General features: G+C 46.4%; 22 protein-coding genes and 1 pseudogene. 12 read left to right on the top strand and 11 right to left on the bottom strand.

Annotation, left to right across the window (positions count from 1 at the left end):
- From K6J74_RS05865 to K6J74_RS05830, 7 genes and pseudogenes are all read right to left on the bottom strand, one after another.
- Nucleotides 1–870: a formate dehydrogenase subunit gamma gene (locus K6J74_RS05865; RefSeq protein WP_053830779.1), complete on the bottom strand. Its 870-nt coding sequence runs from the start codon at nt 868–870 to the stop codon at nt 1–3.
- 9 nt (nt 871–879) lie between these two features.
- Nucleotides 880–1521, bottom strand: a complete 642-nt coding sequence (gene fdh3B / locus K6J74_RS05860) for a formate dehydrogenase FDH3 subunit beta (RefSeq protein ID WP_053828273.1) — start codon at nt 1519–1521, stop codon at nt 880–882.
- A 1-nt stretch (nt 1522) separates the two neighbouring features.
- A complete protein-coding gene (locus K6J74_RS05855) occupies nt 1523–4330 on the bottom strand; it encodes a formate dehydrogenase subunit alpha (protein ID WP_430886777.1) in 2808 nt (935 codons plus the stop codon).
- A 15-nt stretch (nt 4331–4345) separates the two neighbouring features.
- On the bottom strand, nt 4346–4588 hold the full coding sequence (locus K6J74_RS05845) for a hypothetical protein (RefSeq protein WP_221272635.1): 243 nt from the start codon (nt 4586–4588) through the stop codon (nt 4346–4348).
- Between the two features lie 8 nt (nt 4589–4596).
- On the bottom strand, nt 4597–5199 hold the full coding sequence (locus tag K6J74_RS05840) for a molecular chaperone TorD family protein (RefSeq protein WP_221271356.1): 603 nt from the start codon (nt 5197–5199) through the stop codon (nt 4597–4599).
- Nucleotides 5189–6233 (bottom strand): annotated as a pseudogene (locus K6J74_RS05835) (GMP reductase). Before K6J74_RS05835 ends, K6J74_RS05840 begins: the two are co-directional and overlap by 11 nt.
- A gap of 15 nt (nt 6234–6248) precedes the next feature.
- Nucleotides 6249–7280: a type II asparaginase gene (locus K6J74_RS05830; protein WP_221271354.1), complete on the bottom strand. Its 1032-nt coding sequence runs from the start codon at nt 7278–7280 to the stop codon at nt 6249–6251.
- Nucleotides 7281–7415: 135 nt separating this feature from the next.
- Here K6J74_RS05830 and ndk point away from each other — a divergent pair, with 135 nt between their 5' ends.
- From ndk to K6J74_RS05805, 5 genes are read left to right on the top strand one after another with little or no spacing between them, the layout of a single operon-like run.
- Nucleotides 7416–7814 (top strand): nucleoside-diphosphate kinase, encoded by a 399-nt coding sequence (gene ndk, locus K6J74_RS05825; RefSeq protein WP_221271352.1) that lies wholly within the window; start codon nt 7416–7418, stop codon nt 7812–7814.
- Nucleotides 7814–8179, top strand: a complete 366-nt coding sequence (locus K6J74_RS05820; protein ID WP_221271350.1) for a hypothetical protein — start codon at nt 7814–7816, stop codon at nt 8177–8179. Before ndk ends, K6J74_RS05820 begins: the two co-directional genes overlap by 1 nt.
- A gap of 10 nt (nt 8180–8189) precedes the next feature.
- Nucleotides 8190–8339: a 50S ribosomal protein L32 gene (gene rpmF / locus K6J74_RS05815; protein WP_221271348.1), complete on the top strand. Its 150-nt coding sequence runs from the start codon at nt 8190–8192 to the stop codon at nt 8337–8339.
- A gap of 6 nt (nt 8340–8345) precedes the next feature.
- Nucleotides 8346–9374, top strand: coding sequence for a phosphate acyltransferase PlsX (gene plsX, locus K6J74_RS05810; protein WP_221271346.1), 1029 nt, complete (start codon nt 8346–8348; stop codon nt 9372–9374).
- Nucleotides 9375–9383: 9 nt separating this feature from the next.
- Nucleotides 9384–10376, top strand: coding sequence for a beta-ketoacyl-ACP synthase III (locus K6J74_RS05805; RefSeq protein WP_221271344.1), 993 nt, complete (start codon nt 9384–9386; stop codon nt 10374–10376).
- A gap of 429 nt (nt 10377–10805) precedes the next feature.
- Here the strand turns inward: K6J74_RS05805 and K6J74_RS08685 are convergent, their stop codons facing one another.
- The 4 genes from K6J74_RS08685 to K6J74_RS05795 form a co-directional block, all read right to left on the bottom strand.
- Complete coding sequence (locus tag K6J74_RS08685) at nt 10806–11276, bottom strand: outer membrane protein (protein WP_260321721.1); 471 nt, start codon at nt 11274–11276, stop codon at nt 10806–10808.
- Nucleotides 11239–11487 carry an outer membrane protein gene (locus tag K6J74_RS08680; RefSeq protein WP_260321552.1) on the bottom strand — a complete coding sequence of 83 codons (249 nt, stop codon included), beginning with the start codon at nt 11485–11487 and terminating at the stop codon, nt 11239–11241. The genes K6J74_RS08685 and K6J74_RS08680 overlap by 38 nt, the downstream gene beginning before the upstream one ends.
- Nucleotides 11488–11517: 30 nt before the next feature.
- Nucleotides 11518–11661 (bottom strand): hypothetical protein, encoded by a 144-nt coding sequence (locus K6J74_RS08675; RefSeq protein WP_260321551.1) that lies wholly within the window; start codon nt 11659–11661, stop codon nt 11518–11520.
- A gap of 675 nt (nt 11662–12336) precedes the next feature.
- Complete coding sequence (locus K6J74_RS05795; RefSeq protein ID WP_221271342.1) at nt 12337–12591, bottom strand: helix-turn-helix domain-containing protein; 255 nt, start codon at nt 12589–12591, stop codon at nt 12337–12339.
- Between the two features lie 1733 nt (nt 12592–14324).
- Between K6J74_RS05795 and K6J74_RS05785 the strand changes: the two genes are divergently transcribed.
- From K6J74_RS05785 to K6J74_RS05755, 7 genes are read left to right on the top strand one after another with little or no spacing between them, the layout of a single operon-like run.
- A complete protein-coding gene (locus K6J74_RS05785; protein ID WP_260321550.1) occupies nt 14325–15932 on the top strand; it encodes an HAD-IIIC family phosphatase in 1608 nt (535 codons plus the stop codon).
- Complete coding sequence (locus tag K6J74_RS05780; RefSeq protein WP_013470075.1) at nt 15910–16158, top strand: acyl carrier protein; 249 nt, start codon at nt 15910–15912, stop codon at nt 16156–16158. The genes K6J74_RS05785 and K6J74_RS05780 overlap by 23 nt, the downstream gene beginning before the upstream one ends.
- A complete protein-coding gene (locus K6J74_RS05775; RefSeq protein WP_221271340.1) occupies nt 16133–16576 on the top strand; it encodes a MaoC family dehydratase in 444 nt (147 codons plus the stop codon). Before K6J74_RS05780 ends, K6J74_RS05775 begins: the two co-directional genes overlap by 26 nt.
- Complete coding sequence (locus tag K6J74_RS05770; protein WP_041302930.1) at nt 16534–16998, top strand: MaoC/PaaZ C-terminal domain-containing protein; 465 nt, start codon at nt 16534–16536, stop codon at nt 16996–16998. The genes K6J74_RS05775 and K6J74_RS05770 overlap by 43 nt, the downstream gene beginning before the upstream one ends.
- Nucleotides 16995–17705, top strand: a complete 711-nt coding sequence (locus K6J74_RS05765; protein WP_221271338.1) for an SDR family NAD(P)-dependent oxidoreductase — start codon at nt 16995–16997, stop codon at nt 17703–17705. The genes K6J74_RS05770 and K6J74_RS05765 overlap by 4 nt, the downstream gene beginning before the upstream one ends.
- Nucleotides 17706–17718: 13 nt before the next feature.
- Nucleotides 17719–19173 (top strand): MBOAT family O-acyltransferase, encoded by a 1455-nt coding sequence (locus K6J74_RS05760; protein ID WP_221271336.1) that lies wholly within the window; start codon nt 17719–17721, stop codon nt 19171–19173.
- A gap of 8 nt (nt 19174–19181) precedes the next feature.
- Nucleotides 19182–20327, top strand: coding sequence for a hypothetical protein (locus tag K6J74_RS05755; protein ID WP_221271334.1), 1146 nt, complete (start codon nt 19182–19184; stop codon nt 20325–20327).
- The last annotated feature ends 697 nt before the right edge of the window (nt 20328–21024 follow it).

The following is a 21024-nucleotide window of genomic DNA, read 5'->3' as shown; positions in this document are numbered from 1 at the left end:
TCAATACCCCTCTTTTAAATACAAGCTGTGCAGGATTTTCACCTCTTCAAGCTCCTTATCGCCATCGATCATGGACTGCAAAGAGCCTTTAATGGCAAACAAAGACATGTACAAATGCACGATGAAAAAGCCCACTAGCATGAGCCCAAAGAAGTTATGCACCAAGGCGCTTAAACGCAAGAGCGAGATTTGATAGAGTCCCAAAAAGTCGGCAATTTGGCTTAAATCATTGGTGTTGAAATAAAGAACTGCGCCACTGGCGATCATCACAAACCCGCCCAAAGTCGCCACCCAAAACCAAGTCTTTTGCCCCGCATTGAACTTATGCGCCGGCACGGGTTTATGTTCTTTGCTGAGATATCCGCCCATGATAAAGAGCCATTTAAAATCTGCGAGGCTCAAAATCATGGGTTTAAACCACATGAGTAGCATAGGGATCACGGCGATGATGAAGATCACACAGCCTATGCTGTGCGTGATCCGACAAAGGCGCACAAACGCGCCTCCCCCAAAGAACGCACCAAAGACCATGACAAGTCCCGTAGGCACAAGCAGAATAAAAGACACCCCCGCAATCCAATGGACGATCCGATTAAACAAGCTAAAAAAGGGGACTTTTTGACCGCTGTGCGCAAACTGCTTAGGTCCGATGACAAGGTAGTGTAAGAGAAAGGCTGAGGCGACCCCCACTACCATGGCTAAAAAGAGCCATAAAAAATAATGCCCTTGCCACAAGGTCCAAATCGCCCCTAACTTGCCCGTGTGGGTTTGTCCATAGGGCAAAATGCCTAAAATGCGCTCTTGATCTAGGGGTGTGGTTTGGGCGTTTAAACCCATCGCAAGCCCCACAAAAGCCACAAGTTTTTTCATAAGCCCCCCTTAAGGCGTGGCACCCTCTAGTTGGTGCGCTGCTTTGGTTTTGAAGTCTTGGGCGTTGGCGTATTTTGCCATGACCCTTTTTCTATAAATGTCAGCGATACTCAAGGCATCGCCCACCAAAAGGGCGTTAGTCGAGCAGGTCGCCGCACACATAGGCACTTGCCCGCTGGCGATACGATTAACCCCATAAAGCTCCATTTCTTTTTTAGAGTGGGTGGGGGCGGGTCCGCCGGCACACATGGTGCACTTATCCATCACCCCACGCACGCCAAATGCCCCATCTCTGGGAAACTGGGGCGCACCAAAGGGGCAAGCGTAAAGGCAATACCCACACCCAATGCAAGTTTCTTTGTTATGTAAAACAATGCCATCTTCTCTAATGTAGAAACAATCCACGGGGCACACCTGCGCGCAGGGTGCGTCTGTGCAGTGCTGGCAAGCAATGGAGATAGATTTTTCCTTGCCCTCCACACCTTCGTAAAGCGTGATTACCTTGCGCCGATTAAGACCCACTTCTAGTTCGTTGGAGTGCGAGCACGCCACAGAGCAAGCAAAACAGCTGATACAGCGGTTATCATCGCAATAAAATTTCATGCGATTGGCATTGGGGATTTGTTTGCTAGCTTCTAAGTTTTTTGCCATGTTAAGCCTTTTCAATGCGGCACAAGCCGGCATTAAATTCAGGGATTTGGGCTACCGGGTCAAAGCCGTAATTGGTGATTGTGTTTGAGCTCTCGCCGATAGTGTAGGGCTTGGTGCCCTCGGGGTAGCGATGGCTTAAATCCACGCCTTGCAAAATCCCCGCAAAACTATAAGGCATACAAATGCGATCGGGGGTGACAGCGTGGCTAAAGATCGCCTTGACTTTAATTTTAGTCCCCTCGGGAGAGTGAATCCACATCATCTCCCCGTCTTTGATCCCGTGGTTGAGTGCCAAATCCGGATGGATGTGGCAAAACATCTCGGGCGTGATGTGGGATAGATACTTGCTGGTGCGCTCTAGCATGCCCGCTCCGCTCAAATTCACCAAGCGCATAGAAGCGATCACAATGGGAAATTCTTTAGCCCACTCCTGCTTAGTTTGTTCGCTTGCAAAGCGCACATCGACTCTAAAATTATTCACTTGGTCTTTAATGGCGGGGTATTTTTTCACCAAATCGGGGCGTGGGGAGTGCAAAGGCTCTCTGTGTTTGGGGATTTGATCGATGAAGTTCCACACAATGGCGCGTGCGCGGGCATTGCCATAGACACACACGCCCTTTTCATCGCATTTCTTTTGGATGAGCCCACTCGTATCCACTTTCCAATTATCCCCCATGATGGCTTTTTCATGTGGGGTAAGTTTGATCCCCAGCACTTTTTCGATGTTTGCCTTCGTGATTTCGGGATAACCCCCCTTGATCGCCGAACCCTTAATGGTAACGCTTTTATCAGCGAGCAAGCTTTGCCCATCGTGTTCCTCGCCAAAGCGTGCCCTAAAGCCCATGCCCCCCTCTTTTGTGGGGGTGCTGATGTCATAGAGGATGGGCGTGCCCGGGTGCTGTGGTGTCCAAGAAGGCCAAGGCAGGCCGTAGTATTGCCCCTTCATCGGTCCATAGCCCTCTTGGCTGATGTAATCAAACATGTGCCAGTTTTCTTGTTGGGCTTTAAGCCGCTCTGGCGTCCAGCCCCCAAGCCCAATCACCTTAATTGAGCGCGCCATTTCACGGGTAGCGTCTTCTGGCCATTGGAAAGTTTTTCGCACCTGCACCAGCTCCCCGTTTTTATCAAAATCACAGAGCAAGGCTTTGGTGTATTCCTCATAAAAGCCAAATTTCTTTGCCATTTCAAACATCAGCTCGTGGTCTTGTTTGGCTTCATAAATGGGTTTAACCACTTGGCTGCGCCACTGCGCCGCGCGGTTGGTCGCCACCACGATCCCCTCGCATTCAAATTGGGTCGCTACGGGCAGGACATACACCCCATCGGGTCTATCTGTCAAAATCGCCGCCTCGTTTAAAAAGGGCTCGGCAATCACCATGAGGTCTAGTTTCTCAATCGCTTTAGCCATTTTGGTGTTGTGCGCTAGAGAGCTCACCCCATTACCCTGCACCCAAAGCCCCTTAATGGGCGCACTGGAGTGGGTCTTAGATTCTTGCAACACGCCCTCAAACCAGAGCGACAGACTAAAGCCCTTTTTAAACATCCACTCAGGGCTAAAGAAGCGTTTTTGTAAATAGGCATAATCCACGCCCCAGCATTTGGCGTAATACTTCCAGCTAGCCTCACCTAAGCCATAATAACCGGGCAAATTATCCGCGACACAGCACATATCCGTGGCCCCCTGTACATTGTCATGCCCACGCACAATATTACAGCCCCCACCCTTTTTACCCATATTGCCTAAAACTAATTGCAAAATGGAGAGCATGCGGGTGTTGCCACTGCCCACGCTGTGTTGGGTGATTCCCAAAGCCCACGCTAGAGTGGCCGGTTTAGCGGTGGCAAAAACCCTAGTCGTTTGGATCAAAAGGTCTTGGGGCACGCCGGTGATGTCCTCCACCACTTCGGGCGTGTATTTGAGCGCCTCTTTTTTGATCGCATCGATCCCATAGGCTTGGTTTTTAATGACCTCTTTATCCTCCCAGCCATGCTTAAAGATCAAATGCAACATGCCATACACAAAGGCAATATCCGTGCCTGAGCGAATCCGCACATAAATATCCGCCTTAGCCGCACTTTTTGTAAAGACCGGATCGACCACAATGAGTTTTGCGTTGTTGCGATCTTTTGCTTGCAAAAAGTGCTTAAAGCCGATCGGGTTGCTCACGGCGGTGTTTAGCCCGATCATCAAAATCGCCTTAGAATGCCCGACAATGTCCCCGAAGTGGTTTGTCATCGCACCATACCCCCATGTATTCGCCACACCGGCGACTGTGGTGCTGTGTCAAATGCGGGCTACATGGTCTATATTGTTTGTCCCATAAAAGGCGGCAAACTTGCGCCAGTAGTAGGCTTGCTGCGAATTCATTTTCGCACTGCCTAAAAACATCATGCTATCAGGCCCGTATTTTTCGCGCATTTTAAGCATTTTTTCGCTGATCTCGTTGATCGCTTGCTCGTAGCTGATGCGCTTCCACTGCCCGCCCTCGCGTTTGAGCGGGTATTTTAGGCGCATTTTGGACTTGACTAAGTCGATTTGATCCACGCCTTTGCAGCAGTGGCTGCCCGCGCTGATGGGGTGATCTTGGGCAACATCTTGGCGAATCCACACCCCGTCTTTGACCTCAGCGATGATCCCACATCCGGCCGAACAGATACTGCAGATGGTTTTAACCCGTTTGACCCCCTCATTAGGGTCGATCACACTCTCTTCTTTGCTGACTTTGGTGTTGGCAAAGGCCAGGCTTGCGCCTGCCCCCGCCCCGATTGCGCCCATTTTTAAGAACGAGCGCCGACTTAAATTACCCATGTTGTCTCCTTAAAACTACCATGCACTTTTATAAAAAATCTCCCAAGCGGGGGTTTTGTGGTAAAGAATTTCTTTTTTATTGCTCTTGCCCACCACCACGCCATTGCTATTAGCATCCGTGTCCGGAAAACGCCTTTCGGGCATCACCGCCAACAGACTTTGGCTAGAGATCGCCCCCACGCCCAAAATGCCTAACTTCTTTAAAACCTCGCGTCTTGTTCTAGTCTCGTTTTCTTCTCGATATCCGCTCTCGTTCATCAAACCTCCTAAGCCAAATTAAAAAACAATCGTTCGTGTTGGATAAATGCGCCAAGGATTATAGCACAATTTTTATAACACACGCTTTCTTGGTGTGTAGAAATAGCGTTAATGAAGGCATCGCTAAATAAATGGAAGAAGTCTTTAAAGAGCGTGGCGTGCAGCGCAAAGAAGTGTGGGTTAGCCAACATCTCCTTTAAAAAAGCGTTCATCATCAAGGTCAAAAATGCCAAATCGTCCTCAGCTATGGGGGCGCTCAGCGTGTGGCTTTCGATCTGCAGCTCCGATTTTTTTAAAAGCGCAATCGCCTCTAGGCGTTTCTTGCCATTGTCCTGCCCCTCTAAATAATAAGATGCACTCAAGGGCACAAACTGCTCACCGGGGGCAAACAACACGGAGTTTTGCTCGGCTTTAAACGATTCTAAACCCTGCCCCAAAAAGCTCTCAATTTCCTGCCACGCCTGCGCAGTTTGGGTGTTGAAAGGATAGTCTTTTAAATGCGCTACTAAATTCTGCAACTCTTTAAACAGCTCTTCATTGTGCACGAACACCACAAGATAGTGCCATAGGCGGTAGTAAAGCGCCCTAGCGTGGATTAAATCAACTTCCATGCGGGCTCTCTAAATGGTTGTAAACGGGGTTAATTTGCCGTCGCACGCGGATAAAAATCGCCCTTTTAGGCAACTCCTCTAAGTTGGTCGCGCCCACATAGGCGCAGGTGGAGCGCAGTCCCCCTAAAATCTCTTGCAAACACGCCGCTACAGCCCCCCGAAAGGGCAAATAGACTTCTCTGCCCTCACTGGCCCGGTAAGAGCGCACCCCCCCGTGGTGCTCTTGGGCGGTGTATGAACTCATGCCATAAAACAAGGCATAGGGTTTGCCCTCTTTTTCTACGATTTTGGCCTCAGATTCAGCATGCCCTGCCAACATCCCCCCCAGCATCACAAAATCCGCCCCCCGCTATCGCCTTGGCGATGTCGCCCACACAGGCACAGCCCCCATCCCCACACACAAGAGCGCCTAAGGCGTGTGCCGCCTGGGCACACTCCACGATCGCCGAAAATTGTGGCACGCCCACGCCTGTCATTTTGCGCGTGGTGCACACACTACCCGGACCAATGCCCACCTTCACAATATCCGCCCCCGCTTGCACGAGTGCCTCGCTCATCTCTGCCCCCACCACATTGCCCGCCATCAGCACCTTATCCGGGAACTTCTCGCGCACCCTAGCCACATGGGGCAAGAAGTGCGCGCTGTAGCCATTGGCAACATCTACACAAATGTTTGTCAAGATGGGGATCGTTTCTAAAATACGCTCGAGATTTTCTAGCTCTGCCTCACTGGTGCCTATGGTGACGAACACATAGGGCAAGATTGCGGCATTATCCCTAGCAAACTCCACCCACTGCTCTAGGGTGTAGAATTTATGCAGGGCGGTGAACATTTTTTCTTGTGCAAGGGCTTTGGCCATGCTAAAGGTCCCCACCCCGTCCATATTTGCCGCCACCACCCCCACGCCATTTAACACAAGCCCACTTTTTGTTTTAAAAGAACGGGTTAAATCCACTTCTTGGCGGGAATTAATGGGGCTGCGCCTAGGCTTGATCAACACATCCTCAAAATCCAAATATTCATGTGTATCCATGTGCATGGCAAATCCTTAATACTCCAAAAAATACCGCTGGAGGGTTTTTAAGTCATGGGTCTTTGTGAGCCCCACCATTAAAAGGATGCGGGCTTTGGCGGGGTTTAAATTGTCGCTGGTCAAAAATTTATACTTGGCATCGTTGATTTCGCCCGGCTGGGTGATCTCCCCACTGCTCACCCGACTAGAGCGCACCACCACCACGCCATTTTCTGTAGCAGTGGCCAAGGCATTTAACACAGAGGGAAAGAGATTGCCATTGCCCATGCCAGCACTGATAAGCCCCTCAGCTCCCTTAGCCAACGCCGCTTGCACAAATTCGGGGCTGTCGTTTTCATGCGCATAGAGGATGTCCACTCTAGGCAGGCTTTTGATATTGGCGATGTTAAATGCGCTGTTAAAAGTGTGCTTTCTTAAGGGCTGCATGTAAAAGTGCACTTGCCCGTAAATCACAGAGCCGATAGGACCCGTGTTTAAAGATTTAAAGGTATCCGTGTGCGTGGTGTTGGTTTTGCTAACCTCCCTAGCAGCGTGGATCGCATCGTCCATCACCACTAAAACCCCCTTATCCTGCGCCTCTTTGTTCACCGCCACCGCCATGGCATTGTAAAGATTGAGCGGTCCGTCCGCACTAAGAGAACTGGCATTACGCATTGCCCCCACAAACACAATAGGCTTTTTGCTGTGCACCACAAGGTCTAAGAAATACGCACTCTCTTCCATTGTGTCGGTGCCGTGTGTGATGACAACCCCCTGCACTTCGGGCTTGTCTAGCAGGGCTTGGGTGCGTCTGGCCAGTTTCAACAAAGTGGCGTTGTCCATCTCTTGCGAGCCGATGTTGCTGATTTGTTCGCCCTTCAAAGTGGCGAGCTCTTGCAACTGGGGCACCGCCTTTAAAAGCACATCCACGCCCACCACCCCCGCTTTGTAAGCACTGCTTAAATGGCTGTTAGAGTTGCCCGCAATCGTCCCGCCTGTGGCAAGCACATAGATCAAAGGTTTTGCCCAACACACCCCCACAAACAGCAAAGACCAAAGCAAACGCATAAAAATCCTTCAAAAACACTAAATGCCCCGACTTTAGCGTGGTTTTCTACACGCTGGGTAAATGTGCCTAGATTAAGCTAAAAACACGGCTTATTTTGCTAGAATGGGCGGTTTAGACTTCAAGTAAGGACGCGCATGCAAACCCTATCTATCATCAAGCCCGATGGCGTGAAAAAACGCATCATCGGCAAAATCATCACTCGCTTTGAAGAGGCGGGGCTAGAGGTGGTGAAAATCAAACGCCTGCACCTAAGCCAAGCGCAGGCTGAAGAGTTTTATGCCATCCACCAAGATCGCCCCTTTTTCAACGATCTCATCGCTTTTATGACCAGCGGTGAGGTGGTGGTGATGGTGCTAGAAGGGCCCAATGCTGTAGAGAAAAACCGCGAGTTGATGGGTGCGACCGACCCCAAAGCCGCTAAACCCGGCACCATTCGGGCGGATTTTGCCGAAAACATTGATGCCAATGTTGTGCATGGCAGCGACAGCGAAGAAAACGCCCACAGAGAAATTGCCTTTTTCTTCAGCAAATAGTGCGCCTAGAAATGCAAAAAATCGGGCATTCTGCGAAATCCGTGGCGTGCGCCTTTGAGGGTGTGCGCTTGGAGGGGCAGGTGCGCCGAGTCGCCCCGAAGTTCTTTGTGCTCGAGGGGCGTTTGCACGGAGAGGTTGCCGTTGTGTGCGCTCGAAGTGCGCAAGTCTTTAACAAAACCATGTCCCAAGATTTAAAACTCCTGCTCTGCGATGGGGTGTTTGACCCTAAGCAGAGTTTGGAGGGCTGGGGCGTGGATGCTCTAGATGCCGTTGAGTGTTTCGGCGGTGTCATTGATTTAGAGGATATTTTGCGCTCGGAGGTGCAGAGTATCCAAGCCGATTATCACTATTTAGACCAAGCATAAAGGATGAAAAATGGCAGTACCTGATAGACGCGTGAGTAAAACAAGGGCGCGAAAACGCCGCACCCATTACACAGCCAAGTTGGCCACGCCTGTTAAGGGCAAGGATGGTAGCTGGAAATTGCCCCATTTTGTCAATCGATTCACAGGCAATTATAAATAGGTAGCGATGAAAATCGTTGTTGACATGATGGGGGCAGACCTTGGGGTCTTACCCATTATTGAGGGCGTTTCTAAGGCGTTAGCGAGCAGGGCGTTTGAGCCCATTTTAGTGGGCGATGCCAAGAAGGCAAAGGCGTTCATTTCTAAGGATTTGGCTTCTAAAGTGGAAGTCATTGACTGCCCCGACTTTATCCGCATGGAGGAGCAGGCCACCGAGGCACTCAAGCGCAAAGAGGCTTCGATCTTCGTGGGAATGGATATTTTAAAAAACGGGGCAGATGCCTTAGTCTCGGCCGGGCATAGCGGGGCGACAATGGGGCTTGCCACGCTCAAGCTCGGGCGCATTAAGGGCGTGAGCCGCCCCGCTTTATGCACACTCATGCCCTCCGTGGGCAAGAGGGCGAGCTTGTGCCTAGACGTGGGCGCGAACACCGATTGCAAGGCGGAGTATCTGCTGGACTTTGCCATTTTGGGCTATGAATATGCCAAAAGTGTGTTGGGCTATGACAACCCCACGGTGGGGATTTTAGCCAATGGTGAGGAGGACAGCAAGGGCGATAGCCTCACCAAAGAGGCGTTTAAGCTCATCCACGACTACCCCCTATTTGCCGAAAATACATCCATTTTCAAGGGCAATGTGGAGGGCAACGACATTTTCGTTAATAGCGTGGATGTCGTGGTGTGCGATGGCTTTGTGGGCAACATTGTGCTCAAAACCACCGAGGGGGTCGCCAGCGCGATCGGCAGCATTTTTAAGACCACGATTAAAGAGCATTTTAGCGCCAAAATCGGGGCGTTTCTCTTAAAAGAGGCCTTTGATACGCTTAAGCAAAAGACCGACTACGCTGAATATGGCGGTGCGCCGCTTTTGGGCGTGAATAAGGCGGTTGTTATCAGCCATGGTAAGAGCAATGCACGGGCGATTGAATGCGCCATTTATCAGGCGATTCGGGCGAAGGAAAGCGGCGTGGCACAGAAAATGGCGCAAGCCTTCAGCCATAAAAATGTGGGCACGCAAAGCCCCCCTGTCTCTTAAAGGAAATTTATGCCCTATGCAATGTTGCGCTCTGTAGCGGCTTATGTCCCCCAAAATTGTGTCCCCAACAGCGCCTTTGAGGGGCTTTTAGACACCACGGACGAGTGGATACAAAAGCGCACGGGGATCAAGACCCGCTATTTTGCGTCCCCAGAGGAAAAGAGCAGCGATTTAGGCGTGCAGGCGGCCAAGCTTGCCATTGAGCGGGCGGGCTTAAAAAAAGAGGACATTGATTTGGTTTTGGTGGGCACCTTGAGCCCGGATTATGTCGCCATGCCCTCTACCGCCTGCGGTCTTAGCGCGAAATTAGGCCTAGAGAACACGCCCAGCATGGACCTCATTGCCGCTTGTAGTGGGTTTATTTACTTGCTCGCCACCGCTAAGGCGTTTGTGGAGAGTGGGATGTATCAAAATGTGCTGATTGTGGGGGCGGAGAAGTGCAGCAGCGTTTTAGACTTTAGCGACCGCTCCACTTGCGTGCTCTTTGGAGATGGGGCGGGCGCATGCGTGATCTCACCCACGGATGACCTTAAAAAGAGTATTTTAGATGTGAAAATTGCGGCCAATGGCAACTTTGGCGACTACCTTTACACCCCAAGAAACATTAAAGCCAGTGCCTTTTGCCCCGGGTATGAGGACAGCCAAGCGTTGCACATGAAGGGCAATGAAATTTTTAAGCTTGCGATTAAAACCTTGCTTAAAGATGTGGAGGAAATCCTTCAGGCCAACACCATCACCCCCGAGCAGGTCGCTTACTTTATCCCCCACCAAGCGAATTTGCGCATCATCCAAGCGGTGCAAAACCAGCTCGCCTTCAAAGAGGAACAAGTGGTCTTGACCGTGCAAAAATACGGCAACACTTCAGCCGCGAGCATCCCTATGGCGATGAACGAAATTTACGAGCAGGGCAAGCTCAAAACGGGTGATTTAATGCTCTTGGATGCCTTTGGTGGCGGCCTCACTTGGGGCTCTGCGCTAGTGTATTTTGGAGAAAAGGCGTAGCCTTTCTCTAGCCAGCCTAGCTAGCCCTTGAAAGTGCAGACTCTTCTTGAGAGACTGCCTTTTTCTTAAGAGGTGTATTCTGCCCCATTGCGTGGTGAGCTCTAATTTCTCCATGTCTTATGGCTTTTTGTAGATACCCAAGACCTCTTGCAATGTTTTGCTTCACTCCCCTGCCACGCACATACAAGGCTGCCAGTTGATAGTATCCCCTAGCATCCCCAGCCTTTAAGGTTTAAGCATTGTGGCGGTTTCTATATAAATTTATTACTCTTACAAAAAATTAAGATTCTTATGCGCTTTTTGTGTTTTTGTGTGTATAAAAATACCCCGCTTAACCTAGCTTCATGCTAATCACTTCCTCCGTTGTTTTAGGTTTTTATCTTAGGTCTTTTAGCTTTTTCTTAATGTAGCTACTCCATAACCCATATTCTAAAAACTAATAACATAATCGATAAAAGCAGCTATATCACGCCTGAAAGTCAGGGAATCATTAAGCTCGACTTTAACAATGTTGTGTTCCAAAAAGGCACCCTTACTGACATAACCAGGAGTGTTGATGGTAGGGATACGCACCCCCACTTCAAGACCTTGGTGTTTAGTAAAATTAAACCTAAACCCAAGATTCACGACAGCTTGCACAAAAGCAAATGAGGAAGAGGTTTTAAATTCAGGGTAGTATTCGCTATCGGTGTGCAACAGCTGTTGGAAAAATTTATTGGTCGACACGCAACCCCCATCAAATCCACCAGGGCTATAAATAGCAGTCCCCGCACATTGCTTGCTCTCACCCATGGACCAAGAGTTCCACCCAACCATCAAACCTGCAAAGACTCCAAAAGAGCGGTTATTCTTGTCATAAAAGTTATAAAGTGCATCTACACCCCCAGCGTAGAAAAAAATTAGAAGTGGGTTGGTCTTTTATGACGAAGTTAGAATCTGGATCTTTGCTGTGGGTAGAATTAGCATTGCCTGCTTGCCCACTAAAGAACCCATAGAAACGCAATCCAAAGCGTCTTGTTTGGCCAAAGAATAGCTTAAAACCTGCTTGGATATTCCCTCCAAAAAGATTGCCCTTATAGAAGTTTGTGGATTGAACTACTAGACTGGGCACCCCTGGTATTGTGAATTGATCTGCTGCATATTATTTAAAAACCCCCGAACCATGCGAATACTCAAATCCACCCTCTATAAACACTCCACTCTTTTCTGCCTTCAAAGGGAGTAAAGAGAAAAACTCTAGGGTGCCAAATAAAAGCGCACTAGCTAGTTTTCGCTTAACAGCCATATCCACCTCCTTGCGAAGATTCGGTATGTGTCTGCCTAGTTTTACGACTCTCTAAACCTCTTTATGAACAACAGAGGAATCTAAGTCCCTCATGTTGCCGTTGCTATTTCTCAGCTAACAGATTGCCTAGGAATTATACACAAAATAATCCACACATACCGCTACATTGCTTTTATAAGTGGTCTCTAGGCTAGAACCACCTAATCCCCTTTGGAATAGCAGTTCATGGCTAGAGAAATATGCAAGCCCACTTCAAATCCATTGTGTTTACTCACATTGGTTCTAAACTCAATCCCAATTTGAGAGGGATTGAGAGAAAAGTAGAGTGTATTTACTTTTTATAAGATTATCAAATTGATTCATTTGTGTCTTTGCCTACGATGTAGTTGTTCTTAGTTGCTCTTACGATCCCCTACAACCGCTTTTAACTCTCAAACCACAGCTCAAACCTTTGAACTCCTAACCCCTAAACTTTCGCTCTATGACCACTCAAAAGCTCTCTAAACGCTATCTTTGTTTTATGGCTTCTCTCTATTTTGTTATCCAAAGATATAATTGTCCTAATTGACCAGTTTTTCACCCTCTCCCCAAGAGACATGGTTACACATTCATAGATACTTCAAGACCAAAAATCTAATCCTCACTTCAAAACCCTCTCTTGGGGGTTTGGTGGGCTTAAGCCGTGTTATGCTTTTGCATCTCATCCAAAGACTGCAACCCAAAACCCAATTTCTTTAAGACTCTTGCAAACTTAGGGGCATCCCCCTCAAAAGGGGGCAAGTCAATGCCTTTAGACTCGGCAATGACTGCTAAAGTATCTTTGAGTTCTGCCATGTCGCCATCCTCTAAAACGGCACTAAGATGACTTAAACGCACTTGATCGGAGTCTAAGAACTCGGCTGCATTAAAGGGTTTAAAGGTTACGGACATGGATAATCTTTTAAGATTTTTGTGCCTTGATTATATCTTTTTGCTGTGTGCTTTTGTCGCCTTAAGCGCGCCACTGTACGGCGCGCCACAGCAAAATCACCAACACCTCGCCCCATTTATCCATATACAAGCGGTAACTTGCACCCATGTGGATACGCATTTCAAAGATTTAACCCGTAATGTGTTTATGATCACCAAAGTGTCCGCTCTTTTTTAACTCTGTATGCGGCGTGTAAGTACACCTTTTCCGTTTAAATCTTTGAGGTTTTAGCCACTTTTTAAATTCGCTCGATGTCTGTATCTCCATACCCTATTTTAACGCAAAAACACCTACTACGGGGTGCTAAGGGGGTATGAAAGTAAATTCAAATATTTAAGCGACTGAATGGATAAACTAAAAGAGTTTAATGCACCTGAACTTGCAACAAATACTCTAAGTTTCCAGTCTGTCATCTCTTGCGCAAAGGAGGTTATCAAATTGTAGATTTACAAGCACAACAGACACAACAAACCAACCAAGCACCACAACCCACAGAAGTCAAGGTAGAGATGTAAAAAGGCAAGAATGGTTTCAAAACTTTTCTAGGCAGAGACATCTATATGGGCAATAATGGTGCGCCTGCTGTTCCCAAGATTCAAGACATCTATTTTACTGAGGATGGAAAGATTAGGGTAGATATTCAAGACATAGATAAGATCTACAAGATTCTAACTCTTTCATCTTGGATAATGCCAAGCACTTTAAAAGTTGGTTTAAGAAGCATATGGAGCGAGCCAAGGGTGTAGAAACACCTCGCAACACGCTAACCAAAGCACCACTAGCGATAAAAAGACGCTACATAGACTGCACAAAACAATGCAAGAGTGAATAAATTTTCACCACCCAAATAACCAAATATACCTAAACCTTCCTTTACAGAAAACCCTACAATCGCTTTGTGATCTAAAACATATACATTTATGTACACTGTCTCAAAAATCTTAGAATATTTTAAATTTAAATAATACATTTAGCCCCCGTGGCGTTTGAGTGGCAAATTCTCCAAGTGAATTATCCAAGTGAACTTGTGAGCGTCCTATCATAGACAGGTGGCTAAATTTCTTACCACCTACCACTACTATATGGTAGGACACAGCGCAAGTTTATTGAGCATGTTTGTATCATTAATTTTACATTTAAAAATTGAGAAAACATGTCCTCAATGATACACTTTAGAGTTTTTATGATGAAGGGGTGATGATGTATTGATAGGTTGTTCATATGGAGAGTAAAATGGTTGCAGGATAGTATAGTGATTTAATGCAGAATAAAAGCATTGGTTAGTTTGTTTTACAAGGAACAAATACACAAAAAAGCCCATTCTATGTATGAGTCTTTTGTATATATTTATTTTTTATGCTACTCGCACTCCCTTATAATCCATACACAACTCCATGTCGCTGTTGATTTTGGTAATTGTCTGTGCACACAACTAAAGCAACACTCGTAGCTGTTACGAACTGGTTTGACACAGAAGCTTAAATTTTCTGCTATAATCGCACTTTATCTTTGACCTGTTTTTGCCTAGGGCTATGTTATGCAAGATGTTTCTTATTTTTTACGCCATAAAAAACGCCTCAAAAGAGAGTTATTAACTGGGGGGGGGAACTCCTAAGAAAATAGCCCTCCTGGGGGCTCAAGCACCGCTGAACTTAAAGACCTTTTAGAGGTCTGCCTTTTAAAGGCGGGGATTGTGCCTAGCTTTTATGAGAGCGATTACAACCGCTACTACGAAGAAAGTGCGTTTGAAAACCCCGCTTTAAGGGACTTTGCTCCCGATCTCATCTACCTACACACTTCCAGCCTCAACATTGAGCGTTTTCCTGAGCTCAACGCCTCAGCAGAAGAGATCGCCAAACTTGTCCAGCAAGAGATGGGCAAATTAGAGATCATGCTTATCTCTTTAAAAACCTGCTATTCTTGCGCGGTCATTGTCAATAATTTTGACTTGCCCCAGCACCGTTCATTGGGTAATTTAGATGCCTTGAGTGGTAAAACCCACTTCATCAACACCTTAAATACTGCCCTTGTAGCTCTTGTCAAAGAACACCCCTCTGTGTATATACAAGATTTGCTGTATCTGTCCGCACAGGTGGGGCTGTCTAAGTGGTTTGATTCTAACTTATACTACCGCGCCAAATACGCCATGAGTTATGAAGGCCTGGCTTGTGTGGCTTTTAATCTCTCTAAAATTCTTTGCGCCCTCTTTGGGCTTTCTAAAAAAGTTTTGATCCTAGACATGGACAACACCTTATACGGCGGGGTGATCGCCGATGATGGCTTGGCCGGCTTGGTGATTGGGAGTGAGAGCGCTCTAGCAGAGAGTTACACCACTTTTCAGCGCTACATTTTAGAACTCAAAGAGCGGGGGGTGTTGCTCGCCATTTGTTCTAAGAACACGCATGAAAACGCGCTTTTAGCTTTATCCCATGAAAACATGCTTTTAAAGCCTGCGGATTTTGCGTGCATTAAGGCCAATTTTGAGCCCAAAGATCGCAACATTGTAGAGATCGCTAAAGAATTGAATTTGGGCTTGGATAGTTTCGTCTTTGTGGATGACAACCCGGCAGAGCGGGCTTTAGTTTCTGCACAATTACCTAGCGTGGCTGTGCCAGATATAGGGCAACCCGAGGAATACATTACGAGGCTAGATAAAGCGGGGTATTTTGAGCCCATTTCTTTAAGCCAAGAGGATTTAGCCCGTGCTGCCCAATACCAAGCTAATGCCCAGCGCCAAAGTGCACAGCAACAATTTGGATCTTATGCCGAGTTTTTACAAAGCTTAGAAATGCGCGCCACTATCGCCCCTTTTAACCCCAATATCTTTGAACGCTTGACCCAACTCATCAACAAGACCAACCAATTTAACTGCACCACAAAGAGATGTACCCTAGCGCAAGTGCAAGAGTGGGCGCAAAGTCCGGCTTATATCACGCTTTATGGACAGCTTGTGGATAAATTCGGGGACAATGGCATCGTGGCGATCAGCGTGGGGCGCATTGAGGGGGAGATTTGCCATTTAGAAATTTGGCTGATGAGTTGTCGGGTTCTTAAAAGGGATTTAGAATTTGCCATGCTCAACTTTTTAGCCAAGCGGGCTAAGGATTTGGGCATAAAAACCCTCAAGGGCTATTACCACCCCACGCCTAAAAATGCGATGGTCGCCCAGCTTTATGCCAGCTTTGGTTTCGCTTTGGAAAGCCAAAACGAAACCGGGAGCGTTTTTAGTTTGGATTTAGAGAAACACACAGACAAACCCCACTATATAAAGGTAAATGATGGAAACAACACAGATTTTTAGCCAGTTGCAAGAGATTTTTAGAGATATTTTTGACGACTCGAGTTTAGTCATCAATGAGAGCACAAACGCTAACGACATTGAGGATTGGGATAGCCTAAATCACATTAGTTTGATCAGTGCCATTGAGAAACATTTTAAAATCAAGTTCCACTTAAGCGAATTGCAAGGGCTTAAAAATGTGGGTGAAATGGTGGCGTTGATTGAACGCAAACTTGAGCATGCTTAAAACCTACCGCTTTGCCGACCTCTTTGAGGGCTTGGAAGAAAGTTTTAACCTCACCTTAAACCCACAAAACCTGCAAGAGTTTAGCGCACTCAGTGGGGACACCAACCCCCTACACACAGACCCCAGCTATGCCCAAGAAAAGGGCTTTAAAGATTGCGTGGTGCATGGAATGTTACACAGCGCATATTATTCCCGCTTGGTGGGGATGCATTTGCCCGGCAAATACGCCCTCTTTCAGGGGATCAAAGTGGCGTTTAAAAACCCTCTTTACGCCCCTGCAGATTTGCGCGTTTGGGGCAAGATCACCCATTGCAATGCAAGCTTTAAAACGATCGAGATCAGCGCAGGCATTGATGCCCTCATCGGGGGGGGGCTATGTGTGAGCCGCGCCAAATTACAGGTGGGGCTGTTGGTCTAAAGCATGCGTATAAGTTTCAAGAATTGCGTGTGGGCATGTGTGGCGGGTTTAGCGTTGTGGTGACTGCAGAAATGTTGGAAAAATTCAGGGTCCTAAGCGGCGATGATAGCCATTTGCACGCCAACACGGATTACATGCTTTCAAAGGGTTTTAAGGGGGTGCTCTTGCACGGGGCGGCACTGGGCATGTTTTATTCTAGGCTAGTGGGTAAGCACTTGCCCGGGGAATATGCCATGTCTTTAAGTTATGACCTACGCTTTAAAAAACCCGTCTATGTGGGGGATTGCTTGCAGGTGAGCGGGCGCATTGTGCATTTGAATGAGGCTTTCCAAGTGGCAAGTTTAAAAGCGCGCATTGAGAATATCAATGATGAACCCTTTTTAGTGAGCACTGCAGACATTTTAGCCAAGGTCTTAGAATGAAAGATACCTATTTAATCTTAGGGGCTTCCTCGGATTTGGGGCTAGCCCTTTTGGAGGCATTGCCAAGAGAAGCCATTATTTTAGCCCACAGCCACAAAAGCCCCCTGCCCAACAAGCCTAATTTACACCCCCTCAAGGCGGATTTAAGCTCTTTGCAAGAAGTGCAAGCCTTGATTGAAAACATTAAGGCTAACCACCCCACGCCTAATAAAATCGTGCATCTAGCCCACCCCAAGTATGCCTACACCCGTCTTAAAGACATCTCCCCCCAAGCCTTGCAACACGACTTTAGCGCCAGTGTGCAAAGCTTCTTTTTGATGTTGCAAGCTTTTTTACCCCCCCTCGCACGCCGAAAGCAGGGGGGTAAGGTGGTGGCGATGCTCTCAAGTTTTGTGTGCAACATCCCCCCCAAACACACCAGCGTTTATACCACGATGAAATATGCCTTGTTAGGGCTCATGCGTTCTATGGCAAGCGATTACAAGGAGCACAATATCCAAATCAACTGCCTTTCTCCCTCCATGATCGAAACCAAGTTTTTAGAAAGCATCGACCCTAAAATCGTGCAGGTGGCAGCTGAAAACCACCCTCTAAAGCGCAACGCTACCCCAAAGGACATTGTGCCCATGTTGCTCTTTTTGCTCTCTAGTGGGAGCGATTACATGACAGGGCTAAACATCCCCATCACGGGCGGGTTGGGATTTTAACAGAAAGGTTTTTATGCTTTTTAATTCTGTAGAGTTTATTTTTATGTTTTTGCCTTTGAGCTTTTTAGGCTATTTTGTTTTAAGCCGTTGGAGTGCTTTGGGGGCGAAGGCGTTTTTAGTGGGGGCGAGCTTGTTTTTTTACGCCTATTGGAATGTCAAATACCTCCCCCTCATTTTAATTTCCATTATTTTTAACTACGCCATTGTGCAAGCGATGTGGGTGCGCCCTAAGCAGGCTAAAGCGTGGCTTGTTTGTGGGATCATCGCCAATGTGGCTTTGCTGGGCTATTTCAAATACGCCGACTTCTTTCTTAGCAACTTCAACGCGCTCTTTAGCACCTCTGTAAATCTCTTGCATTTAGCGTTGCCTTTAGCCATTAGCTTTTTCACCTTGCAACAACTCACCTTTTTGCTCGACAGTTATGCCAAAATCGAAACAGAGAAAAAACCCCAAGCTGGCTTTTCTAATTTCTTAGACTATACCTTGTTCGTAACCTTCTTCCCTCAGCTCATCGCGGGTCCCATCGTCCACCACCAAGAGATGATGCCCCAATTTGCTAAAGACAGCAATAAACGCATCTCTTTAGATAACATTGCTAGTGGGATTTTTATCTTTGCCATCGGGCTTTTTAAAAAGGTGGTGATCGCCGACAGCCTCGCCAAAGTCGCCACTATGGGTTTTGACACCTCTAAGGTGCTCTCTGCTTTAGAGGGGTGGATGACTTCTTTAGCCTACACTTTCCAACTCTACTTTGACTTTAGCGGGTATACAGACATGGCAATCGGGGCAGCTTTACTCTTTAATATCCGCCTGCCCCAAAACTTCAACAGCCCTTACAAGGCAACGAGCATGGTGGAGTATTGGCAAAGATGGCACATGACATTGAGTCGCTTTATTTTTGATTATCTCTATGTATCTGTGGCGCGCATGTTTTCTCAAATCACTTTCCACACCTCAATGCTAGCTATTTTCATCGCTTTTTTGATCGCCGGGCTTTGGCATGGGGCGAGCTGGATGTTTGTTTTCTTTGGGCTCTTGCATGGGCTAGGCGTGGTGGTCAATCACTACTGGTCTAAGAAAGTGCGCAAAAAATACAAGCTTAAGCCCCTCCCCGTGTGGTTGGGGTGGTTTATCACCTTTAACTATGTGAACATTACAGAAGTGTTTTTTAGAGCAAAAGACTGGGGGGACGCGCTTAAAGTGCTTAAGGCGATGTTTTTGATGAGTGGATTTAAAAATTATTTCTTTAGTAGAGAGCTAGATTATACCAGCAAATATTTCATTGGAACTGCGGCTGTTTTAGCCCTTGTGATCACCTTTTGTTTTAAAAATAGTTGCCAAGTTTTAGAAAGTTTTAAACCCTCTTTATGGCGTTTAGGCTGGACCTATGCCACAATTTCTTTTATTGGGTATTATGTGCTGGTTTATGTCAACCGCGTGTCTGAATTCATTTACTTTAACTTTTAGGATAAATCGTGTCGGCTAAAACATATCTTTGGGCGGTGTTTGGGTTCATGTTGTTTGGATTTGGATCCGTCATGCTCTTTAACTATATTATGGATCCTTTTCAGCAATTTAGGAAAGCGACCATGTATGGAGTGGATTTCACAGGAGGCGATGAGCGCATGCTCATTGCAGGTATGGCTAGGACTTATGATTATGACAGCATCTTAACTGGATCGAGCACAGAAGAGAAGTTTAGTATAGATTTGCTTTCTTCAATTTTGCATCTAAAGAAACCACTTAAATTTGTCATGGCAGGAGAGACAAGTTATGATCTTTACCGCGCTTTGCGCCTGGCCTTTGCCGTACACAAGAACATTAAAACGGTTGTCTATGCGATTAATCCTCTAGCTTTAATGCCTAATTACAACCAAGCTGATCTTGAGATGGTAGGTAACATTTCCTTTTCTTTCCCTGATTATCTCTACAGAACCGACAATCGATTTACCCAACTCCTCACTTATCTTTTTAGTTCCAGAGTCTCAGAAAAATCCCTTTTTTATTGGCATTCCATAAGGGATCACAAGGATCGTCGTGGTCCTTGTAGCCACTACAATACGATGTTTGCTCCTTATTGCAAACCTGGAAAAGCTGATCTGAAGAATGTGATCTCTGATTACCTTAACTTTTCTAAACCTTCTTCATGGACACAACAAATTCTATTCTCCAGGCAAGTTGTGCTTCAAGAAACCCAAAAACATCTAGAAAGCCTTATTAAAAGCCACCCTAAAACCCATTTTATTTTTTACTATGTGCCCCATAGTGTCTTGTATTACTATGTCTACAAGGCTAAGAATACACCCTTTAAAGATTCCTTAGAAGAGATGTTCTTACAAACCCCACAAGCTGTTAGTTTGCGGCTTTTGAATTACCCTAATGTCGAACTCCATGATTTAAGGACAATGCCTATGGTAAGTAATCTCAATGCCTATAACGATCCTACACATTTTGATTTTGGTTATAGCGATGTTGTCCTAGAGGCCATAGCTAGTAAAAAATACCAACTCAATCCCTCTAATGTGTCAACTTATACGGATACTCTCAGAAAGCTTATTTTGGATTATCACATTCCTAAGGCACTTTCTAATCAGCTTTTAGAGAGAAAGAAATCGTTTTGAGTTTATTGTGTGGTGGAATTTATAAAAAATATACTTATTATGCTTGCTAGCTTCATTCACCTAATCTTTTTTCCACTCTTGGCTTCTTGGGTTTGGCTTATTGCTTGGTTTGCTGTGGATGTGTCTTTATGCTTTGCTTAGGCTTTCTTTCCCCTCTTCATACATGCGGATAACGCTATCCATGTCGTATAAGATTGTGCTTGCTTGATTGGGATCTATCCTGTTTATTTTAGTAATGAGGTCTAAAGTTTCTTTCTCCAATTCTGGCTCTAACACTATTGGTGCCATAAATTGCTCTCATTTAATCTCAAGAGCTCTAGGGGTAAGTGTGTTATACAAACAAAAAAACAAACTCTGTGGATTTGAGTAAACTCGAACGGGGCAAACAAGCCATAGACTGCACGGAGCACCCAAAGTTATGCAACAAGCTATTAAAATTGTCATTTACTTTTTCTAAATTGTCAAAGGACTAATGGGTGTCTTTGCGTTAAAATACACGCATGGAAATGCAGAATACAAACATTTTTGAAAAATGGCTAAAAAACCTCAAAGATTTAAACGAAAAAGGTGTGGCCACACACCGCATATAGAATTTAAAATAGTAGATACTTTGGCGATCATAGGCACATCACGGGCGCAATTTTGGGCTACGCACCCATACGGGATTGGGTTATCAAAGACACAACCATCCACACCA

Source organism: Helicobacter sp. NHP19-012 (assembly GCF_019703325.1).
Classification (GTDB): domain Bacteria; phylum Campylobacterota; class Campylobacteria; order Campylobacterales; family Helicobacteraceae; genus Helicobacter; species Helicobacter gastrofelis.
The sequence above is the reverse complement of the archived record's forward strand: the minus strand, read 5'-3'. Positions and strand labels throughout refer to the sequence as shown.

What these genes read in the sequence shown, in the direction of transcription:
- K6J74_RS05865 (WP_053830779.1), bottom strand. Translation starts at nt 870, where the DNA reads ATGAAAAAACTTGTGGCTTTTGTGGGGCTTGCGATGGGTTTAAACGCC.
- fdh3B (WP_053828273.1), bottom strand. Translation starts at nt 1,521, where the DNA reads ATGGCAAAAAACTTAGAAGCTAGCAAACAAATCCCCAATGCCAATCGC.
- K6J74_RS05845 (WP_221272635.1), bottom strand. Translation starts at nt 4,588, where the DNA reads ATGAACGAGAGCGGATATCGAGAAGAAAACGAGACTAGAACAAGACGC.
- K6J74_RS05840 (WP_221271356.1), bottom strand. Translation starts at nt 5,199, where the DNA reads ATGGAAGTTGATTTAATCCACGCTAGGGCGCTTTACTACCGCCTATGG.
- K6J74_RS05830 (WP_221271354.1), bottom strand. Translation starts at nt 7,280, where the DNA reads ATGCGTTTGCTTTGGTCTTTGCTGTTTGTGGGGGTGTGTTGGGCAAAA.
- ndk (WP_221271352.1), top strand. Translation starts at nt 7,416, where the DNA reads ATGCAAACCCTATCTATCATCAAGCCCGATGGCGTGAAAAAACGCATC.
- rpmF (WP_221271348.1), top strand. Translation starts at nt 8,190, where the DNA reads ATGGCAGTACCTGATAGACGCGTGAGTAAAACAAGGGCGCGAAAACGC.
- plsX (WP_221271346.1), top strand. Translation starts at nt 8,346, where the DNA reads ATGAAAATCGTTGTTGACATGATGGGGGCAGACCTTGGGGTCTTACCC.
- K6J74_RS05805 (WP_221271344.1), top strand. Translation starts at nt 9,384, where the DNA reads ATGCCCTATGCAATGTTGCGCTCTGTAGCGGCTTATGTCCCCCAAAAT.
- K6J74_RS08675 (WP_260321551.1), bottom strand. Translation starts at nt 11,661, where the DNA reads ATGGCTGTTAAGCGAAAACTAGCTAGTGCGCTTTTATTTGGCACCCTA.
- K6J74_RS05795 (WP_221271342.1), bottom strand. Translation starts at nt 12,591, where the DNA reads ATGTCCGTAACCTTTAAACCCTTTAATGCAGCCGAGTTCTTAGACTCC.
- K6J74_RS05780 (WP_013470075.1), top strand. Translation starts at nt 15,910, where the DNA reads ATGGAAACAACACAGATTTTTAGCCAGTTGCAAGAGATTTTTAGAGAT.
- K6J74_RS05770 (WP_041302930.1), top strand. Translation starts at nt 16,534, where the DNA reads ATGTGTGAGCCGCGCCAAATTACAGGTGGGGCTGTTGGTCTAAAGCAT.
- K6J74_RS05765 (WP_221271338.1), top strand. Translation starts at nt 16,995, where the DNA reads ATGAAAGATACCTATTTAATCTTAGGGGCTTCCTCGGATTTGGGGCTA.
- K6J74_RS05760 (WP_221271336.1), top strand. Translation starts at nt 17,719, where the DNA reads ATGCTTTTTAATTCTGTAGAGTTTATTTTTATGTTTTTGCCTTTGAGC.